Source organism: Streptococcus himalayensis (assembly GCF_001708305.1).
Lineage (GTDB): Bacteria > Bacillota > Bacilli > Lactobacillales > Streptococcaceae > Streptococcus > Streptococcus himalayensis.
In genome coordinates, this window is record NZ_CP016953.1 from 1935960 (window position 1) to 1962344 (window position 26385).

The 26385-nt window shown below is 36.2% G+C and carries 34 protein-coding genes and 4 pseudogenes; 16 read left to right on the forward strand and 22 right to left on the reverse strand.

Features of this window, described 5'->3' with window-relative positions; translation table 11 throughout:
- Nucleotides 1-102 precede the first annotated feature (102 nt).
- The 4 genes and pseudogenes from BFM96_RS09055 to tnpC all read left to right on the forward strand — a co-directional run bounded on the left by BFM96_RS09055 (nucleotide 103) and on the right by tnpC (nucleotide 2233).
- On the forward strand, nucleotides 103-288 hold the full coding sequence (locus BFM96_RS09055; protein WP_068993235.1) for a hypothetical protein: 186 nt from the start codon (nucleotides 103-105) through the stop codon (nucleotides 286-288).
- A complete protein-coding gene (gene tnpB, locus BFM96_RS09060; protein ID WP_068993238.1) occupies nucleotides 269-619 on the forward strand; it encodes an IS66 family insertion sequence element accessory protein TnpB in 351 nt (116 codons plus the stop codon). The genes BFM96_RS09055 and tnpB (BFM96_RS09060) overlap by 20 nt, the downstream gene beginning before the upstream one ends.
- Nucleotides 620-670: 51 nt before the next feature.
- On the forward strand, nucleotides 671-877 hold the full coding sequence (locus BFM96_RS09065) for an IS66 family transposase (RefSeq protein WP_068993241.1): 207 nt from the start codon (nucleotides 671-673) through the stop codon (nucleotides 875-877).
- A pseudogene (gene tnpC / locus BFM96_RS09070) lies at nucleotides 849-2233 on the forward strand (IS66 family transposase). Before BFM96_RS09065 ends, tnpC begins: the two are co-directional and overlap by 29 nt.
- Before the next feature lie 361 nt (nucleotides 2234-2594).
- On the opposite strand, the gene BFM96_RS09080 reads toward tnpC, so the two are convergent.
- The 3 genes from BFM96_RS09080 to BFM96_RS09090 form a co-directional block, all read right to left on the reverse strand.
- Nucleotides 2595-3044, reverse strand: a complete 450-nt coding sequence (locus tag BFM96_RS09080; RefSeq protein WP_068993245.1) for a type II toxin-antitoxin system HicB family antitoxin — start codon at nucleotides 3042-3044, stop codon at nucleotides 2595-2597.
- A gap of 39 nt (nucleotides 3045-3083) precedes the next feature.
- Nucleotides 3084-3263 carry a type II toxin-antitoxin system HicA family toxin gene (locus tag BFM96_RS09085; protein WP_068993248.1) on the reverse strand — a complete coding sequence of 60 codons (180 nt, stop codon included), beginning with the start codon at nucleotides 3261-3263 and terminating at the stop codon, nucleotides 3084-3086.
- Nucleotides 3264-3446: 183 nt separating this feature from the next.
- Nucleotides 3447-3854: an ArpU family transcriptional regulator gene (locus BFM96_RS09090; RefSeq protein WP_223245856.1), complete on the reverse strand. Its 408-nt coding sequence runs from the start codon at nucleotides 3852-3854 to the stop codon at nucleotides 3447-3449.
- 390 nt (nucleotides 3855-4244) lie between these two features.
- Between BFM96_RS09090 and BFM96_RS09095 the strand changes: the two genes are divergently transcribed.
- The 5 genes and pseudogenes from BFM96_RS09095 to BFM96_RS09115 all read left to right on the forward strand — a co-directional run.
- Nucleotides 4245-4430: a hypothetical protein gene (locus tag BFM96_RS09095; protein WP_068993251.1), complete on the forward strand. Its 186-nt coding sequence runs from the start codon at nucleotides 4245-4247 to the stop codon at nucleotides 4428-4430.
- Nucleotides 4411-4761, forward strand: a complete 351-nt coding sequence (gene tnpB, locus BFM96_RS09100) for an IS66 family insertion sequence element accessory protein TnpB (protein ID WP_068993254.1) — start codon at nucleotides 4411-4413, stop codon at nucleotides 4759-4761. The genes BFM96_RS09095 and tnpB (BFM96_RS09100) overlap by 20 nt, the downstream gene beginning before the upstream one ends.
- Nucleotides 4762-4812: 51 nt before the next feature.
- Nucleotides 4813-5019, forward strand: coding sequence for an IS66 family transposase (locus BFM96_RS09105; RefSeq protein ID WP_068993256.1), 207 nt, complete (start codon nucleotides 4813-4815; stop codon nucleotides 5017-5019).
- Nucleotides 4991-5713 (forward strand): annotated as a pseudogene (locus BFM96_RS09110) (IS66 family transposase); the annotation flags it as partial. The gene BFM96_RS09105 and the pseudogene BFM96_RS09110, both read left to right, overlap by 29 nt.
- Nucleotides 5714-5815: 102 nt before the next feature.
- A pseudogene (locus BFM96_RS09115) lies at nucleotides 5816-6426 on the forward strand (IS66 family transposase); the annotation flags it as partial.
- Between the two features lie 50 nt (nucleotides 6427-6476).
- Here BFM96_RS09115 and BFM96_RS09120 read toward each other — a convergent pair.
- The 13 genes from BFM96_RS09120 to BFM96_RS09175 all read right to left on the reverse strand — a co-directional run bounded on the left by BFM96_RS09120 (nucleotide 6477) and on the right by BFM96_RS09175 (nucleotide 12553).
- A complete protein-coding gene (locus BFM96_RS09120; protein WP_068993262.1) occupies nucleotides 6477-7079 on the reverse strand; it encodes a hypothetical protein in 603 nt (200 codons plus the stop codon).
- A gap of 40 nt (nucleotides 7080-7119) precedes the next feature.
- Nucleotides 7120-7476, reverse strand: coding sequence for a minor capsid protein (locus BFM96_RS09125; protein WP_068993265.1), 357 nt, complete (start codon nucleotides 7474-7476; stop codon nucleotides 7120-7122).
- A gap of 88 nt (nucleotides 7477-7564) precedes the next feature.
- Entirely contained in the window at nucleotides 7565-7732 is a 168-nt protein-coding gene (locus tag BFM96_RS11130) for a DUF2292 domain-containing protein (protein WP_145939727.1), read from the reverse strand.
- An 8-nt stretch (nucleotides 7733-7740) separates the two neighbouring features.
- Nucleotides 7741-7992 (reverse strand): hypothetical protein, encoded by a 252-nt coding sequence (locus BFM96_RS09130; RefSeq protein WP_068993267.1) that lies wholly within the window; start codon nucleotides 7990-7992, stop codon nucleotides 7741-7743.
- A 1-nt stretch (nucleotide 7993) separates the two neighbouring features.
- Nucleotides 7994-8239, reverse strand: coding sequence for a hypothetical protein (locus BFM96_RS09135; RefSeq protein WP_068993270.1), 246 nt, complete (start codon nucleotides 8237-8239; stop codon nucleotides 7994-7996).
- 306 nt (nucleotides 8240-8545) lie between these two features.
- Nucleotides 8546-9970 (reverse strand): virulence-associated E family protein, encoded by a 1425-nt coding sequence (locus tag BFM96_RS09140; protein ID WP_223245857.1) that lies wholly within the window; start codon nucleotides 9968-9970, stop codon nucleotides 8546-8548.
- Nucleotides 9963-10478, reverse strand: coding sequence for a hypothetical protein (locus tag BFM96_RS09145; RefSeq protein WP_068993273.1), 516 nt, complete (start codon nucleotides 10476-10478; stop codon nucleotides 9963-9965). Before BFM96_RS09145 ends, BFM96_RS09140 begins: the two co-directional genes overlap by 8 nt.
- A 154-nt stretch (nucleotides 10479-10632) precedes the next feature.
- Nucleotides 10633-10899, reverse strand: coding sequence for a hypothetical protein (locus tag BFM96_RS09150; protein WP_068993276.1), 267 nt, complete (start codon nucleotides 10897-10899; stop codon nucleotides 10633-10635).
- Nucleotides 10900-10910: 11 nt separating this feature from the next.
- Complete coding sequence (locus tag BFM96_RS09155) at nucleotides 10911-11117, reverse strand: hypothetical protein (RefSeq protein ID WP_068993279.1); 207 nt, start codon at nucleotides 11115-11117, stop codon at nucleotides 10911-10913.
- Entirely contained in the window at nucleotides 11114-11506 is a 393-nt protein-coding gene (locus BFM96_RS09160) for a hypothetical protein (RefSeq protein ID WP_068993281.1), read from the reverse strand. Before BFM96_RS09160 ends, BFM96_RS09155 begins: the two co-directional genes overlap by 4 nt.
- A gap of 126 nt (nucleotides 11507-11632) precedes the next feature.
- A complete protein-coding gene (locus BFM96_RS09165) occupies nucleotides 11633-11839 on the reverse strand; it encodes a hypothetical protein (protein WP_068993284.1) in 207 nt (68 codons plus the stop codon).
- Nucleotides 11832-12296, reverse strand: coding sequence for a hypothetical protein (locus BFM96_RS09170; protein WP_068993288.1), 465 nt, complete (start codon nucleotides 12294-12296; stop codon nucleotides 11832-11834). Before BFM96_RS09170 ends, BFM96_RS09165 begins: the two co-directional genes overlap by 8 nt.
- Before the next feature lie 59 nt (nucleotides 12297-12355).
- A complete protein-coding gene (locus BFM96_RS09175; RefSeq protein ID WP_068993292.1) occupies nucleotides 12356-12553 on the reverse strand; it encodes a helix-turn-helix domain-containing protein in 198 nt (65 codons plus the stop codon).
- A gap of 146 nt (nucleotides 12554-12699) precedes the next feature.
- Here BFM96_RS09175 and BFM96_RS09180 point away from each other — a divergent pair, with 146 nt between their 5' ends.
- The 6 genes and pseudogenes from BFM96_RS09180 (at nucleotide 12700) to BFM96_RS09200 (ending at nucleotide 17259) form a co-directional block, all read left to right on the forward strand.
- A complete protein-coding gene (locus BFM96_RS09180) occupies nucleotides 12700-13212 on the forward strand; it encodes a helix-turn-helix transcriptional regulator (protein WP_068993295.1) in 513 nt (170 codons plus the stop codon).
- Nucleotides 13213-13223: 11 nt separating this feature from the next.
- Nucleotides 13224-13373: pseudogene (locus BFM96_RS11260) on the forward strand (hypothetical protein); the annotation flags it as partial.
- A gap of 42 nt (nucleotides 13374-13415) precedes the next feature.
- Nucleotides 13416-14237: an EbhA gene (locus tag BFM96_RS09185; protein WP_068993297.1), complete on the forward strand. Its 822-nt coding sequence runs from the start codon at nucleotides 13416-13418 to the stop codon at nucleotides 14235-14237.
- Between the two features lie 211 nt (nucleotides 14238-14448).
- Nucleotides 14449-15450, forward strand: a complete 1002-nt coding sequence (locus tag BFM96_RS09190; RefSeq protein ID WP_068993299.1) for a virulence RhuM family protein — start codon at nucleotides 14449-14451, stop codon at nucleotides 15448-15450.
- A gap of 162 nt (nucleotides 15451-15612) precedes the next feature.
- The gene (locus BFM96_RS09195; protein WP_068993301.1) at nucleotides 15613-16776 is read left to right on the forward strand and encodes a tyrosine-type recombinase/integrase; all 1164 of its coding nucleotides are present in this window, start codon (nucleotides 15613-15615) and stop codon (nucleotides 16774-16776) included.
- Nucleotides 16777-16968: 192 nt separating this feature from the next.
- Nucleotides 16969-17259 carry a hypothetical protein gene (locus tag BFM96_RS09200; protein WP_068993303.1) on the forward strand — a complete coding sequence of 97 codons (291 nt, stop codon included), beginning with the start codon at nucleotides 16969-16971 and terminating at the stop codon, nucleotides 17257-17259.
- Between the two features lie 43 nt (nucleotides 17260-17302).
- On the opposite strand, the gene BFM96_RS09205 is transcribed toward BFM96_RS09200, so the two are convergent.
- From BFM96_RS09205 to BFM96_RS09230, 6 genes are all read right to left on the reverse strand, one after another.
- Nucleotides 17303-19873, reverse strand: a complete 2571-nt coding sequence (locus tag BFM96_RS09205; RefSeq protein WP_068993305.1) for an SNF2-related protein — start codon at nucleotides 19871-19873, stop codon at nucleotides 17303-17305.
- On the reverse strand, nucleotides 19873-21063 hold the full coding sequence (locus BFM96_RS09210; RefSeq protein WP_068993307.1) for a ParB/RepB/Spo0J family partition protein: 1191 nt from the start codon (nucleotides 21061-21063) through the stop codon (nucleotides 19873-19875). Before BFM96_RS09210 ends, BFM96_RS09205 begins: the two co-directional genes overlap by 1 nt.
- Nucleotides 21060-22427 carry a hypothetical protein gene (locus BFM96_RS09215; RefSeq protein ID WP_068993309.1) on the reverse strand — a complete coding sequence of 456 codons (1368 nt, stop codon included), beginning with the start codon at nucleotides 22425-22427 and terminating at the stop codon, nucleotides 21060-21062. The genes BFM96_RS09210 and BFM96_RS09215 overlap by 4 nt, the downstream gene beginning before the upstream one ends.
- Before the next feature lie 260 nt (nucleotides 22428-22687).
- Complete coding sequence (locus BFM96_RS09220; RefSeq protein ID WP_068993312.1) at nucleotides 22688-23248, reverse strand: sigma factor-like helix-turn-helix DNA-binding protein; 561 nt, start codon at nucleotides 23246-23248, stop codon at nucleotides 22688-22690.
- Entirely contained in the window at nucleotides 23217-23474 is a 258-nt protein-coding gene (locus BFM96_RS11265; protein ID WP_068993315.1) for a hypothetical protein, read from the reverse strand. The genes BFM96_RS09220 and BFM96_RS11265 overlap by 32 nt, the downstream gene beginning before the upstream one ends.
- A gap of 51 nt (nucleotides 23475-23525) precedes the next feature.
- Complete coding sequence (locus tag BFM96_RS09230) at nucleotides 23526-25016, reverse strand: Sau3AI family type II restriction endonuclease (RefSeq protein ID WP_068993317.1); 1491 nt, start codon at nucleotides 25014-25016, stop codon at nucleotides 23526-23528.
- Between the two features lie 106 nt (nucleotides 25017-25122).
- On the opposite strand from BFM96_RS09230, the gene BFM96_RS09235 reads away from it, so the two are divergent.
- Nucleotides 25123-26385 (forward strand): DNA cytosine methyltransferase, encoded by a 1263-nt coding sequence (locus BFM96_RS09235; protein WP_068993319.1) that lies wholly within the window; start codon nucleotides 25123-25125, stop codon nucleotides 26383-26385.

A 26385-nucleotide genomic window follows, 5' to 3' on the forward strand; every position in this document is an offset into this window, starting at 1 on the left:
AAGATTGTATAACAATCGTAACCGCCCAATAACGAGGTGTCTATGATATTTTCCACGCCTCTAGTATACTGTTATCAGAAAACAGAACTGGAGGCTATTTTGATGTCACAACCTATTGTTCCCTTGAAAACACCACAATCTCGTCGATTTCCTCATAAATCCAGAAGTGATCTGATAATGAAAATGCGTATTGGAAAAGTTGAACTAAGCTTGTTCCAATCTCTTCATCAAGAAACACTGGAAACTATTTTAGATAAGGTACTTGCTTATGAACATCCGACTCAGTGATTTAGGACAAGTTTACTTGGTCTGCGGAAAAACGGATATGCGTCAAGGGATTGATTCGCTGGCTTATCTGGTAAAAAGTCAGTTCAACCTTGATCTCTTTTCTGGTCAAGTTTTTCTCTTCTGTGGCGGCCGCAAAGACCGGTTCAAAGCTCTTTACTGGGACGGACAAGGATTTTGGTTGCTTTACAAACGATTTGAAAACGGCAAACTCACTTGGCCTAATGATGAACATGAGGTCGAAGCCCTCACTTCCGAGCAAGTTGACTGGTTGATGAAGGGATTTTCGATAAGTCCTAAAATAAAACCTACAAATAGTCGTGATTTCTATTGAAATCATGGCTTTCTTTTAGGTATAATGAGATAAAAAGAAGGGGGTGAGTCCATGGAGCCACAAGATAAAGTGATTGAAAGTCTAACAAAAACTATTGAAATCATGACCAATGAGTTGACCCTCCTTCGTGAACAGGTTGCCTATCTGACGCAAAAGCTTTATGGCAAGTCATCAGAGAAAGTTGCGTATCAACCTGGTCAGCTAAGTCTCTTCGAAGAAGAACCACTTCCTGAAGAAGACGCTGACTTACCCAGGTGACACAGAAACGATTACCTATCAACGTAAGAAAACCAAGGGAGTTCGTCAGGCTGTTTTCAGTCAGTTTACTCCAGAGATGGTTCATCATGAACTAAAAGGCGAAGACTGCACTTGTCCAGACTGTCACGGTCAGTTGAAAGAAATTGGTTCTTGTATTCAGAGGCAGGAATTGGTTTATATCCCTGCCCAATTGAAGAGGATTGACCATGTCCAACACGCTTACAAGTGCCAGAACTGTAGCGAGAAGAATTTTAACGATAAGATTATCAAGGCTCCTGTTCCTAAGGCACCTCTGGCCCATAGCCTAGGGTCAGCCTCCATTATTGCCCACACCATTCATCAGAAGTTCAATCTGAAAGTTCCCAATTACCGCCAGGAAGAGGATTGGAACAAGCTTGGCTTGCCAATCACACGGAAGGAAATCGCCAACTGGCACATCAAGTCTAGTCAGTATTATTTCGAGCCAATTTATGACCTTCTGCACGAGAAATTACTAGAACAGCCTGTTCTCCATGCGGATGAGACTTCTTACAGGGTCTTGGAAAGTGATAGCCAGTTGACCTTCTACTGGACCTTCCTGTCTGGGAAGCATGAAGAACAGGGAATCACTCTTTATCATCACGATAAAGGGCGGAGTGGCTTGGTTGTGAAGGAGTTTCTTGGAGATTACACAGGCTATGTACATTGTGATATGTGGTCGGCATATAGGCAGTTAGACAAAGCTCAGCTAGTTGGTTGTTGGGCTCATGTCAGAAGAAAGTTCTTCGAGGCGACGCCTAAAAAGGCAGACAGGACTTCCTTGGGTGCTAAGGGATTAGCCTATTGCGACCGCTTATTTGCCTTGGAGAATGACTGGGTTGACCTCTCTACTGAAGAGCGACTACATAAACGCCAGGCAGAGTTAGCCCCTTTGATGGACGAGTTCTTCAACTGGTGCCGCAATCAATCTATTTTACCTGGATCAAAACTTGGTCGTGCGATAGAGTATAGCCTTAAGTATGAGGAACTATTCAAGGCAGTTCTTCAAGATGGTCGCTTGGTTCTATCCAATAATGTAGCAGAACGCGCTATTAAGTCCTTGGTCATGGGACGGAGTGAAAGAGTCCAGTGGACTCTTTCAGCCTGAGCTTAAAAATACAAAAGTGAAGGTGGTTGTTTTCCCAAAGTTTTGAAGGAGCTAAAGCAACTGCCATTATCCTGAGTTTACTGGAGACAGCTAAGAGGCATGGTCTTGATTCAGAGAAATACATCACTTATCTTCTGGAACATCTTCCAAACGAGGAGTCACTCGCAAAAAAGGAGGTTCTAGAGGCTTATTTACCGTGGACTGAACGAATTCAGAACAACTGCAAATAGAAAAGTTCCAGAGTCAAGCAAGACTTTGGAACTTTTTCAATATACCTGGTTATTGGGCGGTTACTAACAATCTTGAGAATCAATACAACTACTATTTTTTACGGTATAATAGCTACATAAAATTATTATCCAGTGATTGCCAAACAAAAAATAATAGGGAAAATAACACCCACTTTTCAGCCTATTTTTCTCAATTCTTACCAACTATGGATAAGTAGAGGAAACATAAAAGGTAGTTAAAAAGGAATTAAATTGATGAGTTCAGTAAGCAAGAATTAGCGTAGTTAATCGACTGCGCTTTTTTGATTGCTGATAGGTCTATTATACAGTAATTTACTGTATCAGAAAAGCCCAGCGGGTGCTAGGCTTGTATTTTCTTATCTGCAATGGCTTCGGTGAGTGTCTGAGAAAAATTCAAACCTAACTCACGCCCCAATTTGTCCGCCCAACGTGGAATGGTTAAAGTTTTTTTTATCGGCTCTTGGTTTCCTAGATACTCCGCAACATCAACCATAACAAGCGAGACAAAGGATTTTTCAGGGTCATAAGATAAAAAATCGGGTTCATCTTTAAATGGGGCATCTTCATCCAATGAAAGACTATTGATGTCTGATGATTGCGGTAGGTCTTGACCGTTCTCGATATAATGCGCCAGATGAATACCTAGCCAGTCACTAGCCATCGCCATAGCGTCCGAAAGGCTTGTACCTTGAGTGCCCGAACCATCAATATCTGGAAAATGTACAAAGTAAGGCACGTTAGTCCCATCTGTATCATCATAATAAAATAAGGCTGGATAAGTAACTAACATCTGTTTACCTCCGTTACTCTCAAAAAAAGCAGGGGCGGACTAAATGCCCGCTTGCTTTCTTATCCCGCGTTCAGTGTACTTATTCAGTTCACCATGCGGGACTGTGATGGGTCTTTCTCCTTGCTTTTCCATTTTGACATGGGAGCCTTTACCGCCCTTGGTCTTTGTCCAACCATTAGCGATTAGGAGTTTTACCATCTCTTTTTGTGTCATCGGCATAGCGCTCTACCTCCTGACAAGATTATTATATCATACGTGTTACACGTATTCAAGTAAAAAACAAGAATTTCATCTAAAAAGTTAATCAGTAAAAAGCCCCTAAAATCGCTTCTACGGGCTTTCAGTCTCTATACGGCTAATTTATCGGGCAAGCCAAAACAATGGCTAAAACCTAGTAAAATTTCAATCTGGTAACGTCTCAAGCACTCCATTTCTGTATTGCTTGGCAAAGGCAAGTAAAGCAAGATTTTTTAAATTGTGATACTGCCCTTCTTTGATAGGCTCAAAAGGCTTATACTTGCTTTTTATTTTTAATCGTACCTGCTCAACCGTCATACATTCCAGACAGTTCAATATCAGTAACTGGCGTAGTCTAATATCACTAATAGAATTGATAGCCGATTTTATGGCGTTCAGCTCTTGCCGTGCCGTCTCTTGGTTCATCTCCAACCGCTCCACGGGTTGAAAATCACCGTTTTCTGCCTGTAAGATATAATCATCAGAATAGACCACGTTCCCATCTCTTGCAATTCTCTGCCACCGTCTGAACTCTTTTAGTTTTCGGTTGGCGTATGCCCTGATTTGTTTCACCTTTTTCCCTCCTTTGTGATATAATAAAATTACGAGTTATTATTCACAAAAGGTCAGCGCATAAGCGTTGGCTTTTTGTTATCTACCTACCCAAATCTCATTGGCTTTATAACTTATTCTTTTTTAGAGGGTAAGAAAAATAAGGTTTTTCTTTTTCATTCAGTTCTATCTGCTTATAGTTATCAAAAAGACAGTTTTACGAATGCGTACAACTGTCTTTTTTTAGAGCCTCAGAAAAAGCAGGATAAAACACAATTTTTATTCGTTTTCTAACCCCAAAGCGGTATCAAAATGATTCACATAGCGTAACCGCCCCATAACCAGGTGTCTATGATATTTTCCACGCCTCTAGTATACTGTTATCAGAAAACAGAACTGGAGGCTATTTTGATGTCACAACCTATTATTCCCTTGAAAACACCACAATCTCGTCGATTTCCTCATAAATCCAGAAATGATCTGGTACTGAAAATGCGTATTGGAAAAGTTGAACTAAGCTTGTTCCAATCTCTTCATCAAGAAACACTGGAAACTATTTTAGAAAAGGTACTTGCTTATGAGCATCCGACTCAGTGATTTAGGGCAGGTCTATCTGGTTTGTGGCAAAACCGATATGAGACAAGGGGTTGATTCATTGGCTTATCTCGTTAAACGTCAATTTGAATTAGATCCCTTTTCTGGTCAAGTTTTTCTCTTCTGTGGTGGCCGCAAAGACCGGTTCAAAGCCCTTTACTGGGACGGACAAGGATTTTGGCTACTCTACAAACGATTTGAAAACGGCAAACTCACTTGGCCTAATGATGAACATGAGGTCAAAGCCTTAACTTCCGAGCAAGTTGACTGGTTGATGAAGGGATTTTCGATAAGCCCTAAAATAAAATCTACAAAAAGTCGTGATTTCTATTGAAATCATGGCTTTCTTTTAGGTATAATGAGATAAAAAGAAGGGGGTAAGTCCATGGAGTCACAAGATAAAGTGATTGAAAGTCTAACAAAAACTATTGAAATCATGACCAATGAGTTGACCCTCCTTCGTGAACAGGTGGCTTATCTGACACAAAAGCTCTATGGCAAGTCATCAGAAAAGGTTGCGTATCAACCTGGTCAGCTAAGTCTCTTCGAAGAAGAATCACTTCCTGAAGAAGACGCTGACTTACCCAGGTGACACAGAAACGATTACCTATAAACGTAAGAAAACCAAGGGAGTTCGTCAGGCTGTTTTCAGTCAGTTTACTCCGGAGATGGTTCATCATGAACTAAAAGGCGAAGACTGCACTTGTCCAGACTGTCACGGTCAGTTGAAAGAGATTGGTTCTTGTATTCAGAGGCAGGAATTGGTTTATATCCCTGCCCAATTGAAACGCCTTGACCATGTCCAACACGCTTACAAGTGCCAGAACTGTAGCGAGAAGAATTTTAACGATAAGATTATCAAGGCTCCTGTTCCGAAGGCACCTCTGGCCCATAGCTTGGGGTCAGCCTCCATTATTGCCCACACCATTCATCAGAAGTTCAATCTGAAAGTCCCCAACTACCGCCAGGAAGAGGATTGGAACAAGCTTAGCTTGCCAATCACACGGAAGGAAATCGCCAACTGGCACATCAAGTCTAGTCAGTATTATTTCGAGCCGATTTATGACCTTCTGCACGAGAAATTACTAGAACAGCCTGTTCTCCATGCGGATGAGACTTCTTATAAGGTCTTGGAAAATGATAGTCAGTTGACCTTCTACTGGACCTTCTTGTCTGGGAAGCATGAAGAACAGGGAATCACTCTTTATCATCACGATAAAGGGCGGAGTGGCTTGGTTGTGAAGGAGTTTCTTGGAGATTACACAGGCTATGTACATTGTGACATGTTACGGCAGTAACTTGGAACTTCAGTTCCTTAGTTCTGCCTATGCGATAGCAGTCCAAGCTTGAGGAACGAAGTGAGGATAAGCTTGGTTAACTGCGAACCGCTGAGTGCCTATAGGCAGTTAGAACGAGCTCAGCTAGTTGGTTGTTGGGCTCATGTCAGAAGATCTTCTTCGAGGCCACTCCTAAAAAGGCAGACAAGACTTCCTTGGGTGCCAAGGGATTAGCCTATTGCGACCGCTTATTTGCCTTGGAGAATGACTGGGTTGACCTCTCTACTGAAGAGCGACTACATAAACGCCAGGCAGAGTTAGCCCCTTTGATGGACGAGTTCTTCAACTGGTGCCGCAATCAATCTATTTTACCTGGATCAAAACTTGGTCGTGCGATAGAGTATAGCCTTAAGTATGAGGAACTATTCAAGGCAGTTCTTCAAGATGGTCGCTTGGTTCTATCCAATAATGTAGCAGAACGGGCCATTAAGTCCTTGGTCATTGGACGGAAAAATTGGCTGTTTTCTCAAAGTTTTGAGGGAGCCAAGTCAACAGCTATCATTCTGAGTTTATTGGAAACAGCTAAGAGGCATGGTCTTGATTCAGAGAAATACATCACTTATCTTCTAGAACATCTTCCAAACGAGGAGTCACTCGCCAAAAAGGAAGTTCTAGAGGCTTATTTACCGTGGGCTGAAAAAATTCAGAATAACTGCAAATAGAAAAAGTTCCAGAGTCAAGCAAGACTTTGGAACTTTTTCAATATACCTCGTTATGGGGCGGTTACCACATAGCTATCTACCGCCTGATTCATACCTTCATCAGCAACTACCAAAGTAAAGGCTAAATCACTTGCACTGCCTAAATTATCGGCAATTTCAGCCGCTTGATAATAACCTGCATATTGCTTAAGCGTTTCTATCGTATTAGATAACCTGTCTTCTTTCAAGATATATTGGGGGAGTTCAATTTTGTTTTCAGTTGCTATTTCATGAATTTTTTTAACCGCTAATGGATTCTTTTTATAGCGCTCTAAATAACCTTTAATTTCTCCCTCGTTAACCGCCATTGTGCCTAATAAAGTTAACTCAGCTACATCATCGGCTGTAACTGTTTCATATTCCGCTTTGATTTTCTCTTTTTCGGATTGCTCAAAAGCTGATAACTTATTTTTGATTGAATTATACTCCGTCGTGCTATATGCTTCAGCTTCTTTTCTAAAATTTGATAAACGTAAATCTGCTTCTGATTGATACATCGTCTGTTCTCGAACTTTTTTATATAAATCAGTTTTTAAACTCTGATACGCTTCGATTTGTTGCTGTTTATAAACGCCTAATTTTGCAATCTGCGCTTGGATTTGTTGTAGTGTCATTGTCTTGTACCTCCATTTTACAATTTTAAGCAAGAATAAATTAAAGCCCTGCTTCTTTGATAAATATATCTTTCCAATGATTCATGTGGATAGCTTTTGCTTTCTCGTCCCAACGTTTACCAGTTCCAGGCGTTGAGTAATGCTGAAAAGTCACAATCCCGTTCGTGCCATAAAATTGCGCTCTAGCATACGGTGGAGTCCATTCAATGGCATGACCTCCTTCAACAACATGCCCAGAAGCACGCAAATGCCCATCAGAATACGGATCAGATAACGGCACAAGGTAATTCATATCCGTTAGCATTTGTTCTGCCATTTCCGTCCGAGCCTTCACAAAGTTTTTTTCACTTAATTTGGCTGTAACACCATCTAAATCAACCTTAATACGTATTGACATTGTCTTCCTCCCTTGAATAAAAAAAATAAAGAGGCATGACAAAGAGCGCTAAACTCTAATATCATGCCTCTGGTTTTCCAGTCAGCAATTAAATTTTTTCTTTTCGCCTTGTTTCCAGCTGTACGGGTTGGCTATCCTGCATTGTAATAATTAAACTCCCATATGCTGGCAACCTTGCTGATTTTATTGTACCATCTTTTTGGTATAATATGCAACCATTATTCAGTAATTTCCTTAAATCATCAATAGTGCTCATTTGTATCTTCACCCCCTCCCATCTGTTCCATTTTGTTTGATTTTGTTCGCTTTCGCTGTGTCGCATGCTTCGGCTATCCGCTCAAAAACGCTGTTCAAGCTTCGGCTGTGCTGATAGGTTACACAAAGCTCCCCCTTGCGATAGTCAATCCGATAATGCGGTTCTTTATACGTGCCAACCATGTAGCCAATAATGGCGTGCTTACACGCTAGCATATCCGCCACGAATTGAAAATATCTATAATAGTGCCGTACGGTCATATTATCCCCCTTTATATGTATTTGCGATTCTCTCTAGGCTCTCAGTCAAATCCCTATCCGCTTCATATTCCGCCAAAAGTTGCCAACCTGTATCTAATTTGGTCAAGGCGGTTTCGATGTCTGGTTGGGCATACAAGCCAATGATATAGCCCTGTATCCCTAACTTGATTCTATCAATCGTGTCAAAGCGTGTCGCCTCTGTTTGATAGTGGTATCGGTTCATCAAAACATGGTTAAATTGTTTCATTTCTCTCCTCCTAGGGTGTTTTTCTCCTTTTTGTAGCTTTGGAGCAATAAGCGTGCATTAGAAGCGGGGAATTGCTACAGCGCCTCCGCCTTACTCTCCCAAGGGTTTAGGGCATTTTTGTAGCTATTGTAGCAAGAAACTCAATAAAAAACTTTTTATAGATATATCCCCCATCTTCTAGCCCCTCTCTTATATATTATTTTATTTATTATATAGCTACAAATAGCTACAATAGGGTTAAACCCTTGATATACCTGACTTTTTCGCTGTAGCATATCTGTAGCATATCTGTAGCAATTAGTAGCATTAACGCCTTATTTTAAAATAGTAGTGAGTTGGTTTTCCATTTTTCCATAGTCTTTTTTTAGCTTCTGACCGCTCCCAGTCCTTATGATTATCTAGTACATCCCTCGCTTTTTGACTATAGCGTCCCCCTCGTCCCTTGGTTGGATTTTCATTAAAAACAACATAGGCAACTTCGTTGGGCGTTGTCAGCTCAAGTTGGGCAGACCCAAATGCGAGTGGATACTCCTTATATTGCTGGTTATCGTCTAAAGGCTCTTGCAGATGTTTTAGAAAATACTGACGGCGTTCATGTGGTGATAGCTCGTACCAGTCTATCGGCGGATAAAAATAGCCCAAATACTCTAAAATCGCTTCTTTTTCTGGATCTTCCACCTTGTAAGCTTCTTGGATTTGTTCCAGCTCCTTATCCAGTTCCGTTGAGACGGTCAAGGGTTGCCCCTTATCGTACCACGCTTTGGCCTCTGCTAACACTTGCAAGAAGTAGCCTTCTTCCTTCTCCATCGGGTGACAAGCGACATCATTAACCCCGCATTGGAGAGGATAGAAACGCCGCTCTTTGCCCTCGTCCTTTAGAAAGCCTTTGGCGTTTGATGTCCCAATGAAAACACAATGGCGCTCCACCTTTTCAGGCTTTCTGCCATATAGCGCCCGAATATCATCACTAGAAGCGCTGATGAAGTTCTTAACCGCTTCAATAGCCGTCTTTTTAAAGCCCTTCAGCTCCCCAAATTCAATCACCGCATTTGTCTGTAAAATACGATAGTCTTCGGTATGGTCGCCGAATTTTCGGACGCTATCCGAATGAAAGTCAGGTAACAAGCGTTTGGTAGCTGTACTTTTCCCCAAACCTTGCCCACCGGTCAAAATCGGCACAATTTCAAACTTAATTCCGGGCTGATAAATGCGGGCAACCAAACCCGTCAACCATAATCTTGTAACTTCACGGGCGTAGCTTGTATCGGGGCAACCTAGCAAGTCTATAAAATACCGTTCCGCCCGCTCCACTCCGTCCCATCGTTGCGACTCTATGCGGTCTTTTACGGGGTGATAGGCGTTTTCTTTTGCGACTTTTAAAATCGCTATTTCTACATTCTCCCTCGTTGGCGCAAAGCCGTATTTTTCATCGATGAAAGCAATGGCTAATTTTGTATCCTCGTCACTCCATAAGCCCTTATTAGTCCCCCACGGAGTCAGCTCAGTCTTTTCAATCGCCTTCGAAAAATCGTTGTATCTAACCCCCTTAAAAATGCTTTTGTGCTGTTCAAAAACTAAAATAACATTATAAGGGCTTCTGGCTGGTATCTTTGATTTTCCATACGTCCGAAAGGCGGGTATCACTTCTTGATAGGCTGTTTCTGTTTCGCCTTGTGTCGCCTCCTTTTTGTCTTGCTGGATAATACTGTCTACGATTTCTTTTTTATCCAAACTCTACCCCCCTATAGATTTTTTTAGCGGTTGTTAGAAAATAGCTCGCCAACTCTATCCGCTTCACGATAGCGCTAAATAAGCTGGTCAACTGTTCAAAATCATACCCATGTAGAAACATTAGGCGGATAAAATAGGCTGTTTCTTGCTCTGTATATAAGCCGTTTGCGATAGTGTCAAATATCCACCCGCCAAGCTCCAGCCCAACGTCCTGCCGTGCCTGTTCCAGTCTATGGCGTTCCAAATCCTCCAACACCTCTACAAGGTCAGCGCCTGCCATGGCTAGCGGTAGATCTCTGACTAATTGCCAATGGCCTTCCGTAACCGTGTCCGCTATGTGAATAATAATGCCTTTATAACTAAAATCAGTCAGCCCAACATTTGACGGTAGCAAGTAGACAAACTTGTAATAGTCTCCGTTTTTTAATGCTCTGGTCGGATTCTTCTTCAAAAAACCAAAAAATGATAACTTGTCACGATGTAAGGTTAATTCTAGTAAATCATACATGTTTAGCCCTTTCTACGTTTCTTCTTCAACTTTTTTAGTCGTTGCTGTTCCTTGTTTTGCTCAATGGTTGGCCTGCGGTCTTTATATTTTTTTCATCATGATATTTTCTTCCGCCTTGCGTAGGGTGTATGTTATATCTTGCCACTATCTCCTCCTAATCCACTGCCAAAAAGTTGTATAAATCAGAAGCCCTGTAATAGACTTTCTTGCTGTTCTCAAATGGCGACTGGTAGCGTTGTAGCCCTGCTTCTTCCCAGTTTCTAAGGGTCGTTGATGTTACTTTCAGCTTTTCAGTTACTTCTTCCACTGGTTTCAAATCAAAACTATCCATCATCTGGCGTTCTAGCTCGTAGCGCTTTTCTAAGTGATGATCAACCAACTTTAAAAGCTCAAGTTCTGTTTCTCTTGATAGAATATGCATAATGCTACCTCCTAATTATAATATCGCCCTTGAGCTTGAATATAAGCCCCGTAGTTAGCGTTTTGTAGTTTCTTGGTATATTTACCCTCGGGCTTGTCTTTCAGCTCTGTATCAAGCTGAAAATAGCCTAGATGGAGCCATAGAAAGATGTTCACGATTGATAAGGCAACAATGAAAAGCAGTAGCTGTTCTGGTGGCATGTTAAATTCATCTATCATGCGCTAACCCTCGCTTTCGAATGTAATTCTTTATGTGATGATACTATGTGCATATATTCCGCCTCTGCCTGTTTTACGAAAGCGGATTGCTCATCTTTACTGCTGATGAATAACTTTGCCAATTGTTTCCAAAAACTCTGTCTAACGGCTTTTCTTTCTAAAAAACTTTCTCCGAATATAATATCGTTCCCTTGAAAAAGCGCATCATATTTTTTGCTGTCGTTCAGTTCAGGGACTTCAATGTAAAGCAGTTGCTTTAAATCAAATTCGATTCCCTTTAATCGTGCAGAAAGTAAAGATAATTCGCTCATTCCTGTTGCTTCTTGTGCCTTTTGTAGTGCACTTCTGATTTGTTTAATTTCCTGTTGTATGCTGTTAAATGTTGTCATTCTTGTTCTCCGTTCCTTTATTTGCGGTTCTTACTATCCAATCTTTTTTCTGTGGTAGCATATTCACTTAATTTGTGATATAATCAAATAAATACCTAACTAAATCCCATACTTGCTATTTATGGTTTAGTTGTTTTGTGAAAAGGCTTCTGCGGTTTGGCGATTGCTAAGCCTTTTTTTTTGTTGCCAATTTTTTACGGATACTTCGTGATGTATTCTGTTTTCTAAACGGTGAAAATCCTTGATAAACGTTTCTTTGTCTAGCTCTCCGTGCCAATATTGACTAATAAGCATCACTGACCGTTGATATAGTCTTGGTAGATGTTCAACCATTGCTACTTACCTCCTGCCATGGTAGCGTAAAGCCTATTTGTTCCTCGTAAAGTTTGGCAAAATCAATAGCGGACTTCTGTAAACTGTTCAAAATCTTATAGCGCAATTGCCTAGCCTTTACTTTGTCGCTTGCCTTGAGTTGTCCAGACTGTAGATCATCTTCTAAACCGTACAGGTCACGTACCAAAAACCATGACTGTAAGCGCCCTAGCTCGTTATCTTTAATGACAACATCGTTTTTTATCGTCCTAGGGGCTAAGATTTTGATATTTGTATAATTTTTTCCATAGTAGATTTGACCGGCTCGCCGTTTTTGGTTTAGCTTTTGCGTGATGTCTCGTCTGGATAAAAAATCAAACTCCTCCATAATGGCCGAAAGTGTCAGCTCGCCATGAATATCTTGGATCTCGTAAAGACGGTCAATCGTAAAAATTCTTTCCCTGTGTTTTTTCGTCATTTTGTACCTCGTTTCTATTTATTTTCAGATTTTTCAAGAGTGAAAGGTAGTGAAAAATCTTAGTGCTGGGCTGTGATAAGTTCATCTAGTGTTACATTCAAATAATCAGCAATCTTAGTCATGGTTTCCATACTAGGATTTTTTGAACGCTCATAATAGATAGCCGTCAAGGTACTTTTAGAAATACCTGTGCCGTTATGAACATCGGCAACTTTTTTTCGTTGCTTGGCTAGAATAACCCGAAAATTATTTTTCATAGCTGTACTCCTTTCTATAAGACATTTTTTGTCTTTGTTAATTGTATTATACAGACATTTTTTGTACTTGTCAACAATTTTTTTAATTCTCCTGTACATTTTTTGTCCGTATTGTGATATAATTGTCTTGAAAGGTAGTGTTGACAATGAACTATAATAAAAATAAACTAAAAGAGTTAAGGGAACGAGATAATATTTCCCAAAAAAAATTATCTGAAAAATTATCAGTAACCGAAAAAACTATTTCTCGTTGGGAAAATGGAGAAAGCCAAATAAAGCCAGACAAAGCACAAACGCTGGCGGATTATTTTAATGTCGATGTTGGTTATCTTCTTGGTTATAACGAAGGGCACCAAAGAATGTATGAGATGTTTGGGGTACATCCAGAAAAAGGAAGTATGGGGATTATAGAGTTAGCTGAACTTATCGAAGTCTATGATTTGAGATTTATTAAAGACGAAAAAATTCTTGATGAACTTCAAAGAGATACCACGGTTGCAATAAAATTTTTAGAAAGCATTCAAACAAAGCTCTTGCTTTATGGTTCTATCAGTAAAGGTCACACTTATAGATTTGAGGAAATAATAAATTTCCTTTTAGATTTTTATGAGACCTCCGAACGTCGTAAAAAGGAATTATCAGGCAATAATAAGAATTAACTATGCATTACTATCTGAAAAAAGTCTATACCGAAGACAATTGCTTACGCTTGGTTTCCATCAATCCAAAATATGATGATATTATTATCGATTTTCCACCCTCAGCAGATACCCATATTAAAATATATGCTGTCGTTGGTTCTGGTAAGGTGGTAGACTGACCACGCGCAACCATTTAAATATACAAAAAAGGAGAAAAAACAATGAAAAATAAAAAAATCTGGCTTGTTGCCACATCAGTGATTATAGTCTTAGCTGCAGTTGCTTATTATTTATATATCTTTACCCCTCACCAGAATGCGGTAAACACTTTTGAAGTAGCTAAAGAAATGGTTAGCAATAAAAACAAAAAACTAGAAAGCTCAATTGCCGAAGCTCAAGAACTCGTAAAAGCTGACGAAAAGCCGTTAGAGGATAAGACCCTAGACAATTTAAAAGCAACCTTGGAAGCAGCAAACAAAGAAAAAAGAAAAATCCCTGAAATAGCAAAGAAAACAGAAGATATTTTAGAGCAAGCAAAGGAACTAGAACAGCCGTTAGACTATACGGAAACCGAAACCAAAATCACTGACGCTATAAAAGAATACCAGAACAGCATTACCCAACTAAAACAAATTACAAATCCTTCCCAAGCGTTCATCGAAGAGCGCTTAAAAGAAGTTGATACCGTTACAGAAGTTCAATCTGTTACAGAAGCCAATGATCCAAACGGTAAATTAAATAAACAAGGGGGATATACAGCTTCCGTTTATTTTGCAGATAACCAAGTTACTATACCTGTTGAAGGCGCTGATATTGTAGCCAAAGGAAATGACGTTGGAGGGAATATTGAAGTTTACAACACAACCGAAGACGCCGAAAAACGTAACACATATCTCAGTGCTTTTGACGGTCAAGGATTTTTAGATCCAGGTTCGCATTATGTTTACGGATCTATTATAATTCGTACGTCAAGGCACCTAACAGCAAGTCAACAAAAAGAACTAACGGACAAAATTTATAACAAGCTAATTGAACTGAAATAAACTTTTCCGCCCCAACACAAAAAGGCGTAGCAAACGCCACGCCACCATCGGAAATAAAAAAACCAGCACTCACTAACTCCGTGAGTAATAAACAAAAATATTATATCACTTCTAATATTTTTATTTTGGGATTGCTCCCAATGGCTATATTATATCATAAATCCCAAATCTGTACCAGTACAGATAGAAAACATATAGAAAGGGGGGCTTCATGAACGAATTACAATTTTTAATCTATTCTGCTGATAATGATCAAGAAACTGCCAGCGTGATTATCCGTGGTGAAACCATTTGGGCTAGTCAGAAAGAAATGGCTCGATTATTCGATGTTGGAGTACCTGCAATCAGCAAACACTTGAAAAATATCTTTGATGAGGGGGAACTGGACGAAAAAGTGGTTGTTTCCAAAATGGAAAATACCACTAAGCATGGTGCTATGGAGGGGAAAACCCAGACTAAAGATATCAATTATTACAACCTAGATGCGATTATCTCCGTAGGCTACCGTGTCAACTCCCAAAAAGCCACACGCTTTAGGCAATGGGCAACCTCTGTATTACGTGAATACATGATAAAAGGTTTTGCCATGGACGATGAACGCTTAAAGCAAGGCGAAAATCTGCTAGAAAAAGATTACTTCCGTGAACTCTTGGAACGTGTCCGGTCGATTCGTGCAAGTGAACGCCGCATTTGGTTACAAATTACAGATATATTCGCAGAAATTTCTATCGATTATGACCCGCAAAGCACTTTGACAAAACAGTTTTATGCTGCTGTTCAAAATAAATTCCATTATGCCATTACTGGAAAGACAGCAGCAGAAATTATCTACACTCAAGCAGACCATACCAAGGACAATATGGGGCTGACCACTTGGAAACATTCCCCAGACGGTCGGATTTTGCAATCAGATACGCAAATAGCTAAGAATTACCTGTCGGCTGATGAAATTCGCTCTCTGGAAAGAAGTATCTCCAGCTATTTTGATTACCTGGAACGGCAAATCGAACAGAAAAAAACTCAGACTATGCAGCAACTGGCTGAAAGTATTGACCGCTTTTTGACCTTTCAGGAATATGATGTTTTAACTGGTCAGGGGCTAATCAGCTCTAAGGTTGCCAAAGATAAAGCAAAGGCAGAATACCAACTATTTAACAAAACTCAAAAAATCAACTCAGATTTTGAAAAACAGATAAAGAAATTGACTGACTAAAAAGTGCGTTTAAAGCCGATTTTAGGCGTTTTCTCCCTCTCTGGTATAATAACCACCTTACCCAAAACAAACGAAAATAGGGGCGTTCTCGTAACGCTCAGCATGATATAAATACCTAATTAAATCCCATACTTGCTTACTGATGTTAGAAAGGTATATATCATGAATATTAAAGAATACAAAAAGGAAAACGGTACTATCGTGTACCGCTCAAGCGTTTATTTAGGGGTTGATAGACTAACAGGGAAAAAGGCGAGAACAACAGTCACGGCCAGCACTAAAAAAGGCGTTAAGGTCAAAGCTAGGGAGGCAGTCAATGCTTTTGTGGCTAACGGTCACACGGCGAAAACCAAACCGACAATCACCACGTATAAGGAGCTTGTAGCCCTCTGGTGGGATAGTTACAAGAATACTATCAAACCAAACTCCCAGCAGTCTATGGAAGGTATTGTAAGGCTTCATATTTTGCCAGTATTTGGTGATTATAAGCTATCCAAGATAACTACGCCAGTCATTCAGCAACAGGTCAACAAGTGGGCTAATGCGGCCAATAAAGGCGAGAAAGGGGCATACGCTAACTACAGCTTTTTAAACAATATCAACAAGCGTATTCTTCAGTATGCTGTCACTATGCAGCTTATCCCTTATAACCCCGCCCGTGATGTTATTGTCCCACGTAAAAACCAAGACAAGGAAAAGAAAATCAAGTTTTTCAGCAATCAAGAGCTGAAACAGTTTCTAACCTACTTGGACAAGCTGGATCAGTCAAGCTATGAAAATCTATTCGATTTTGTTCTATACAAGTTTCTACTGGCCACTGGTTGCCGTATTGGTGAGGCATTAGCTCTTGAATGGTCTGATATTGACCTAAAAAATGGGACTGTCAACGTAACTAAGACACTCAACCGCTATCTGGAAACAAATACCCCTAAATCAAAAGCAGGGCTAAGAAATGTTGAAATAGATAAGGCTACAGTATCGCTACTCAAGCAATACAAAAAACGCCAGCAACTGCACGCATGGCAATTAGGACGGACTGAAACAGTTGTCTTTTCAGTGTTTACCAATAAATATGCCCATGCTTGCTTGTTAAGAAAGAGATTGCAGCAGCATTTTAAATCTGCTGGCGTGCCTGATATTAGTTTCCATGGCTTCCGCCATACTCACGCTACTATCATGCTCTACGCTGGCATAGAAGCCAAAGACTTGCAATACAGGCTAGGTCACTCTAATATCTCTATGACTTTAAATACTTATGTTCACGCAACCCAAGAGGGAGCAAAAAAAGCTGTCTCAATCTTTGAAACAGCTATCAGCAATTTATAAATAGTAAGGGTGTCCCACTTTGGGGCTACCCTCTTACTATACAAAAAAGTAACCATGGGTAACAAAAAGGGTAGTAAAAACTAAAAAAGCACTTTGGAATAACGCCCCAAAAGTGCTTAATTTAAAGGCTTTACAGCCCATCATCTCCAAGATGATATTACAACATTTTATTTTAATAATAGGAGAAAAAATATGGACGAATTATATGAAAACCTTTATGACTTTATAAAGAATCTTGAAATTTTAATTCAAAAAAATGTATCTCAAAACCAGCATCAGAACGAAATTCGAAGCTTTGGAAATCAGCTAATGAACCTTTGTAAAAGCAAAGAATTGAACGTAACACTAAATGACATTCAATCTTTGAATTCTTATTCTGATTTGTGTTCTAAGGCTGGTGATTATGAACAGTATCTCTCTTCTAGAATTGAAAATTTTTACTTTGATATAATCGAACCTACAAAAACTGAATTATATGGATAATGCTGAGTTTTAACTCAGTATTTTTTACTAGAAATAATCGATTTCAAGAAAAATGTGCACCAATTTCTTCTTGCATCATTCTTAATATTTCCTGCCTCTCATCATATGAGTATTCTGGATTAATAGTTTCTGATTCGATAGCATCAATCATTACATTTCTCTTTTCTTCAAGACGATTATATATTTTTCTATCTATGGTACTTCTTTTTTCTTGTTGGCCTTCAAGCATTAAATAATAATAATTTGTTTCTTGTCCTTCTGGCAAACCTAGACGATGAATTCTATCTCTAGACTGTAGCATATGAGTAAGGTTAAAAGAGTATTCATAGTAAATAGCATCATGGGCAACCATATGAAGTGAAACTGACTCTGCAAGTGTGTGCGGATTTGTAACTAAAACATCATATTTGCCCTTTTGATAATCAAGTATTATTTTTTCTCTTTCTTCTGAAGGTATCGCTCCGTAAATAACTGCGACTTTATAGCCTTGCTGGGTCAACTCTCTACTAATTTTTGTTATAGTATCAACAAAAATACACCAAATAACATGCTTTTTTCCTTCTTTTATGAGACTTTTAGATAAAGTAATACACCTCTCAAGTTTTGAATTATTTTTTAAATCATCTAGTAATTTAAGTTCGCTTTCTGAATAACACGGCCTGTCATCTGTAAACTCATCCAAATAATCAAAATCATCAAATTCATAATCACCATATAATTCATTTGTTATACTTTCTTTCAGCAAATCAGGATTTGATGATAATTGTATTAACCGCATGTACAAACTGAATGGACTATGGCTAAATTTTTTCCAAAGTAAATCTATGACTTTTTGTTCCGAATTATCTGCTACTAAACTAATAATTGTATCTGGATTTACTTCTGGTACATCTAATTGATTTTTTGTAACCCTCCATAAAAATGGATTAAGCTTATTATTTATTTCTTCAACTTCTGTTGCCGAGAGATTATTTAATTGTGCCAATGAAAAACCAAAGTATTGTCTATATTCAAATTGATAAAGAATATGTAAAAAATTCCAAATATCTTGATAGCTATTAGGAATTGGTGTCCCTGTTAAAACAATCCTATAAGGTGTATATTGAGCAATCTTTATCGCAATATTTGAACGTTCCGAGTCTATTCTCTTAATCTTATGAACTTCATCAAAAACCAACAAAGTTTCTTTATCAATTATTTGGTTTAAGGCGTCTTCATAACTTGGTAATGACTCATAGTTGATAAGAAATAGATTATATTGAGAAATATTCTTATATATCATTTCAGGAGAAAATGTTTTTGAATGAATATCTAGGACTTTTAATTCTCTTTTATTTCCAAAGACATTTTGAAACTCCTGTTTCCAAGATAAAAACGAATTTTTTGGACCAATCATAACAATTTTTGAAACTTTCTCTACCTCTTTACTGGATAAATAAGCAAAAGTCCCATAAACCATCGTTGTTTTTCCTGCTCCAGGAACAGAAAAGTTGGCTGATCGCTTCATCATAGTTTGATAAAAACTAACTCTATTTTGAATTTCAAAAAGAGAACGACCCACCTCATTATTTACAATAGTTTTAAATTTTTCGAAGTCTTCAAAAAAATTTGTATCTTGATTTTTTATAGAAAGACCTCTTTTAGCTATTTCATTAATCTCAAATTTACTCTCTTCAATAAAATGGTAGACTGTATCTGAAATCAATATATTAGTGTTTGTCCTTTTACCGTATCTCTGAAAAGCGCTGATAATATCTTCAATCTGACTATAATCTAATTGAGATTTAAACTCTGAAACTTCAAATTTAAACCAACCTTTATTTATAAGTTTTTTTATTGCCCTCTGTTTACAATCTATTTCAGGGTCTATTAAATTGTTTTGAAGCTTTAGACCATTATCATAATATATTACAATTGAATTTTCTTTTAACATAATACTATCAATTACTATTTTCCCTTGACTATAAGTAATCAATTCAGATTTTACTATTTCATTAATTTCTTTTATAAAAATCCTTCCATCATTACTTTCATTATTCCATAGTTTTTCAAAATTATACTGCTTTTCTCTTATCTCACTTGAATCATATTTCCAACTCTCCAATACTGTTATCTCTTCATAATTCCTTTTAAATGCTGCCTCTGTTTCATTAAGTGAACCTGAAAAGTAAACAATATTGCCACTATTATCTCGGAATAAGCCATATTTAGCATGAAATAACCCTGAGTGTGTAAAACCAATTTTTATATCAACTAATCCAATCTCGATTAGATATCCTAAGTTTGATAAATTAACTTTTTGCTCAGTATCTAAGCTTGAATAATTAATTCTATCAATAACATTTCTAACCAGATTTTCTCTTCTTGTATAGCCATCAATAATATCTTGGTAATCATTTTCAGAAATCTCATGTGAAATTATTAACCTAAATTTCCCTCGATTATTAATTAGATTAGCAATTCCCTTTGTATAATATGCTAGTGAAGTTCCACTAAAATAACCACTAACTCTGTCATATGCAATTGATTCATTTAGGGCTAAATTATAAAAAGATTCTGGAATATTATCACTTGCTGTAGAATAAAAGGTTTTAAAATTTAACTCTGATAGCATTAAATATCTCTCAATTCATTTATTAATTCGCTAGCTTTCTCAAGAAGATTTCCAAACTCTTGTTTTGATGAATAGTCTAATCTACCAAGTGCATCAATATCAACTTCTTTTAAGGTCGTATAGGCTCTGTTTAACATATCATAAGGTTGATTTCTTGCATTTTGATATTTTTTTCGTTCTACAAAGCTTTCAGTAATTTTTTTAACCTTATTGGTAATCGTTTCGCTTAATTCAACTGTTTCACTTTTTTCATCAAATTCATTAAAATAGTCTGTTGTGTCATCAAGAATTTCGCTTTCATCCACTTCTTCAAGGAGTTCTGCAGACAAATTTTTATCTTCAAAAACAATTTTTAAATCTCGAATTCGTCGAGTGATATCTCCATCAAGAGCCATAATATTGGTAAATAGATACTCTTTTATATCCTCTTTAGAGTCAGGGTCAATCTTATTGCTTTTCAAAATTTTATAGATTTCACGAAGTGGGCCATCAACCTTTTGCTTTCTTGCTATGTAGAATTTCTTAGGTTTGTTAATAAATTCTAGATATTCAACTAGCAGTTTTGCAATTTCAATTTCTTTCTTAACTTCATTAAGCGTTAATTGAGTTTCACCTTTATACTCCTCAGGAGTAAAAATTCCACCGTTCTCAATTAAATCTCTATAAATATCCACTAAGCGATCAATTGGATTATAATCAACTCGTGACTCGATAGCATGTTGTAAATTTAATTCTAGTCTTTTGATGTCTTTGTTATTATATTTCTCGCTATCTAAAATGACAGCCTCTAAATAGTTGAACTCAGCCCCCGCTCCCTCTCTTGATAATTGTCGTAAAGAAGTAAATCGACGATTTCCATCTAGAATTATTCCGTTAGACAAGACAACTGCAGGTTCTGTCTGTGAGAGTGCTTTAATATTAAGCTTTGTTTTTTTCAAAGCATCTGGGTTGCTTTCTTCAATAAAGCCTTCAATAATCCTATTAAATTCTTCAGACTCATCTGAAAAATCATGTCCCTCATCTATAAATTGTGAGATGTAAGTAGCGATTCGTCCATTTTGTTTATTATATTTCAAACAATCTAATGGGATTCTATAAACATCAAATACTTTTTTTTCACCTCTTAAAGAAAGCTTCTTTGTTGAAACTACATCATCATTTGTTAAATTTAAGTCTTTTATTAAATTCATTTCCCATACACCTCGTCTAAATAATCATCTTTATAAATATAAACTTTATTTAATTCTTTTGAGTAAAAGGTTTCCTCTTGAAGTAGTCTATACTTTATATTTTCTTCTTCAAAATTTAGTCCATATTTATCATTTATACCATCAGTAAAATCTTCAATATTTACACTTCCATACTCTAATAAAGAATCTAACAGAAAATCGTTTACAAATTTTTTGTCTCCCTTATGATATAAAGTCGGAAAGCTTTTAGTTACGGGTTTAAATATATCTGATGTAAATATCAATCTATCTAATGTTATTAATTCAAAACCATCATCAATTAAATCATCACTAAAACCTGAATTTAATAAAGATTTTATTGTAAAATATGCATTATACTCAATGGCACTATCAATTTTTTTAAAAAAATTGTGAAATTTATCAAAATCAAAACCTCTATTTTTTAATATAGAAGTGTTAAGATACTTATCATCTCCTATTTTTAAAATTTTAAATTCCTTTTCCAAACTATATAAGGCGGTATTAAAGTCATTTGTCTTATATATTCTCTCACCTTCAGTACTAAAAATCTTTCTAGATAGGATATTAGAAATCATTGCGTTTTTAGCACTAGAGTATTTCTTATCGATTACCAAAGTTCCTCTGGCGCGAAATCCTAATTGATTGATAAGAAATGGGCTAATTTTAGTAAGATTAGTATACTCTTTTATTATTTTTTCAAAATCTTCATGTAAATAGATTTCATCAATTAAAATCCCATCCAATATGTTTTTTATATTCGAATAATCCTCTGAATCAATAAAAATTGTTTTATTTTTAATATATTTTATAAATTCAATTGATAAATAAGCTTTGATAGACTGTTTATGTAAACCAAAATTATTATTTAAATAGTCTGCAAATTCATCAACTGATTTTCCATGATAAGGTATCATTTCTTGGAAAATAAATTCTTTTTTTGAATTAATATCAAAAATAAATTCTGGATTTCTACCCAAACTCATATTAGGAACCCGAATGTCAAATTTAAGATAAAGGTTATGAAGTTCCGAACCATCTAAAATGTTGATTCGTTTCATAAACTCCTTATTACTTGTATAAACATATTCCATATTATAAGCCCCTGGAGGTAGCTCGGTTATAATATTTTTCAAACTTTGTAATATATCATCTGACAAATCAAATTCAAAGAACCTATATCCCTTTGAAAAAGATTTTATTATATTTGGACTTCTATCAGCCATATTGTTCAGACTTCTTTGATTATTAATCAAAAGTTTGGGATATATTTGGACATATTCATTATATAAATAAAACATTTCATCTTTTGATAAATGGGTTTGTAAATCTTTATTCTCTTTCATTACTTCAACTAAAGCATTTTCTTTAGTTGCGATTTTGACATCAGTCCCAATTTGAACTCTACGGGATGCATTTAAAACATATTCTTTTGATTTTTGTGAATATTCTTCATTAAGTATTTTTTCTGTAATATCTTTTTCACCTTTTGAAAACAGAAATGATAAAAGATTATAAATTCTTTCATCTTGATTGAAAACATTGATAAAAAGATCTTTACTAATGTCATATTCTTGATATAATTCACCGAAAGTATCAACTTCTACTAGAGCAGGTAGATTTTTCTAATTTTAGCTAAACGTTGCCTTACCCTTTCTTTAGTTAATCCTTTTTTATCACCAATTTCTTGTAATGTTAAGCCATTAATTCGTTGCAAAAATAAATCTTTATCTTTAAAATCTATCTTTAAATAGTCATTTAAAGATAATTTCTCAATAACATCTTCTTTCATGGGAATCATATTTTTATCAATCTTGAAATAATTAATAAAAAAATCCTTCTCAAATAAATTATTTATGTTTAAGTATCTTATTTCACCCTCTACAAAGATTAGATTCATTTTTTCCAATTCTAAAAATTTTTCTAAATCTAATTGCTGAGTTTCAATATCTTGAATTGAAATTTTAGTATTTTTAATCAAATAGCAAAATGCTTCCCAGATTTTTATTTCGTCTGAATTTGTAATTAAACTTTCATATTCAGCTATGAGTTGATTTATTTTACTTGAAGTAACACTTAGTCCCTTCTCTTCAATAGCTTGTATTTCTATTATCTTTTTTAACCCGTTTATAGATTCATTCAATTGAAACGGATTTGTTAGTTGCATTTAACATTATGACATTATCGAAAATATCAATATCTACTTTATCATCAAGAAACCATTTTTGGATTGCACTAAATACTTTATCTCGATTTGAATTTGTTAATTGTTTTGAATAAATATTCGTATTATCTATTATTAGAAAATCTATCAAACTAAACCCTGCATCAGATACTGTTCTTGCAACTTTATGTGTTAATCCATATTTTTCTAAAAAAAAGATTGAAATCATAAAACTAAAACCCCATAAATTCCTTAAAAAAACTTCTAAATAAATATGTTCCTAATCCCATTTATTTTCCAAAACTTCTTTCAAAAATTTCTTTGGAATCCAAAATGAATGTTTAGTTATTCTTCTGCCATCAGGTAAAATATCTGTATCTGATTCTTTACCTTTCCCAACGAATTTATTTGGTTCAATTTCATAAAGTGTATTTTGAGCATGAATTTTTGTAAAAATAACTTTATTAACTCTACTTTGTGGAAAATTGGTTGATACTTTATTTCCACTCTGTATTAATTGAACTCCTTCAGCAAGAATATTTCTTGTTTCTTGCCAAACTCGCTTTACTTCATCAATTTGTCTATCTGGAAATCCCCAGAACTTTATACTATCTAGAACAAATGTTTTTGGATTAATCTCTTTAAACACTACAAACAAAAAACGCTTATTACATATTTCTTGAAAAGGATGTGACTCTTCCCAATTATTATTAGTTACTAATTCATTAAAGTTATAATTCTTGAAGGGTGAGTCCTCTTTGGGTAAACCATTTTTATCAACACGAATAACACGTAAATTCATATTTGCTTTCTGAAATTCCTGTGTTTTTTCAATATCCCCTGTTAAACCAATGATTTTCCTAATTAACGAACTGTTCTTCCCTTTTGCTTTGGGGTTAATTGAAAATTTTTCGTAAAGGTCAGTTTCAGTCATTCCTTTATATGTTAGGATTTTTTCAGCAATAATTTCAGTAAAAGTCTTCTTTTCTCCTTTTGCTGTAGAGACAACACTTTCCTGTTCTGTCTGATTAAATATTTTATTGTTAATCAGATAAGTCATATAACTAGACTTTAATTCCCATGCACGTTGTTTTGCTGGTACGTCGCTAAAAGGTTGCTCTCGAAAATCTTTACCTTTTCCTGCTCCCTTGGTACAGGTGGATAAATAATTGCCATCAGATTCAGATAATTCATGTGCCCTACCTTGTTTGATTTTTTCGGTAATTCTTTTATAGTCTTCTAGAATAACATCCATATCCTCTTCAAACCATTCAAAAAGAAAGATTTTTTCAATGATGTAGTCTGCCATTGTTTGACTTGGTATTAATCCATTATAAAATAGTAATAAGATTTTTTGACATTTCTCCCAAAGATGTGTGGAATAGAAATTATCTAAGCTCTCTTCCATATAGTTTAGAATAGTAAGAACAAGACGTTCTTTTGCACTTATACTTCCATTTCTATTTACTTTGAAAGGTGTTACCTTTAGTTCAAGACCCACCTTATCAAAGTCAGCTTGTTTATCATTGTTTGGGCTATAGCCATAAAAATACTTTTCAATATAATTACCGTATTGTCCCTTAGATTTCATACTAAGCTCTTTATTTTCAAATTTAGAAAATGTTTGAGATTGAAAATCTGCATAAGTTTTATACGGGGATTCTTGATACATCTTTATGATTTCTAAGAATTTTCTGTCTAAAATACCCTCAGTATAGGTCAAAATACTTTCTAAATTACTATCATCATAATCAAAAAGAGAAGAATCCATATCAACACCGCCTAAGCTTTATTATTAACATTATACCAAATTTATTACTTGATCGATTTTAAAAAATGCGATATAATGGTTATATTATTAAATTTAGGAGTTATTAATGAAAGTTCTAGAACTGTTCGCTGGAGTTGGGGGGTTCCGTATCGGTCTTGAAAATGCCGATAAAAATTACTTCCAAACAAAATGGGCAAATCAATGGGAACCCTCACGTAAATCTCAAGACGCTTTTGAAGTATATGACTATCATTTTCCAGATAGTGAAAACATCAATATTAGTATTTCTGATATTAGCGATGAGAGATTTGCTGAAATGGATGCTGATATGATTGTCGGTGGTTTTCCATGTCAAGATTATTCAGTGGCCCGTAGTAAAAAAAATGAACAAGGTATTGAGGGTAAAAAAGGAGTACTTTTTTGGGAAATTATTCGGGCTACTCGTATCATTAAACCGAAATATTTAGTTTTGGAAAATGTAGACCGCTTATTAAAAGCTCCATCTAAACAACGTGGACGTGACTTCGCAATCATGCTAACTGCTTTTAATAACCTTGGTTATTCTGTAGAATGGCGTGTGATTAATGCTGCTGAATATGGCCGTAGTCAACGTCGTCGACGTGTCTTTTTCTTTGTCTATCGAAATGATACCGACTTTGCTAAAAGTATCGATAATAAATATGAAACAAATGATCTCGTATTTGATGACAATAGATACGATGACTACATCTATCATACAGGTTTATTTGCTACCCAATTTCCTATCAAACATTATCCAGTAAAAAAACGACAGGTCTTTTATGAATTAGCAAATGATATTGTTGAAGTCTCAGATAACTTTACAGGTACCGTTTGGAATACAGGTGTTATGCGACATGGAAAATATTATTCTATTGACACTGAACCTGATTATGATGAAAATCCTATTACACTAGGGGAAATTTTACAAGTTGAGAAAGACGTTCCAGAAAAATACTTTTTGACAGACCAATCTAAATTAGAGAAATTTCAATATTTGAGAGGACCAAAAAGAATTGAGAGAACTTCTGCTGATGGTCATTCATACATCTATTCTGAAGGCGGGATGTCACCGACAGATGATCTCAATCTTCCTGGCCGTACCATGTTAACTTCAGAAGGAACAGTTAACAGGTCTACTCACTTCCTTAAAGTTAATAATCGTTACCGTCTCATTACACCAGTAGAGGCTGAAAGATTACAAGACTTCCCTGATAATTGGACTGCCTATAAAAAGCTTTCCGATGGATCAATTGTAGCAGTTTCCGATAAAATGCGTATGTTCTTTATGGGAAATGCTTTGGTTACTGAGATTGTTAAGGAAATTGGAAATTTCATAAAAAATCTATAA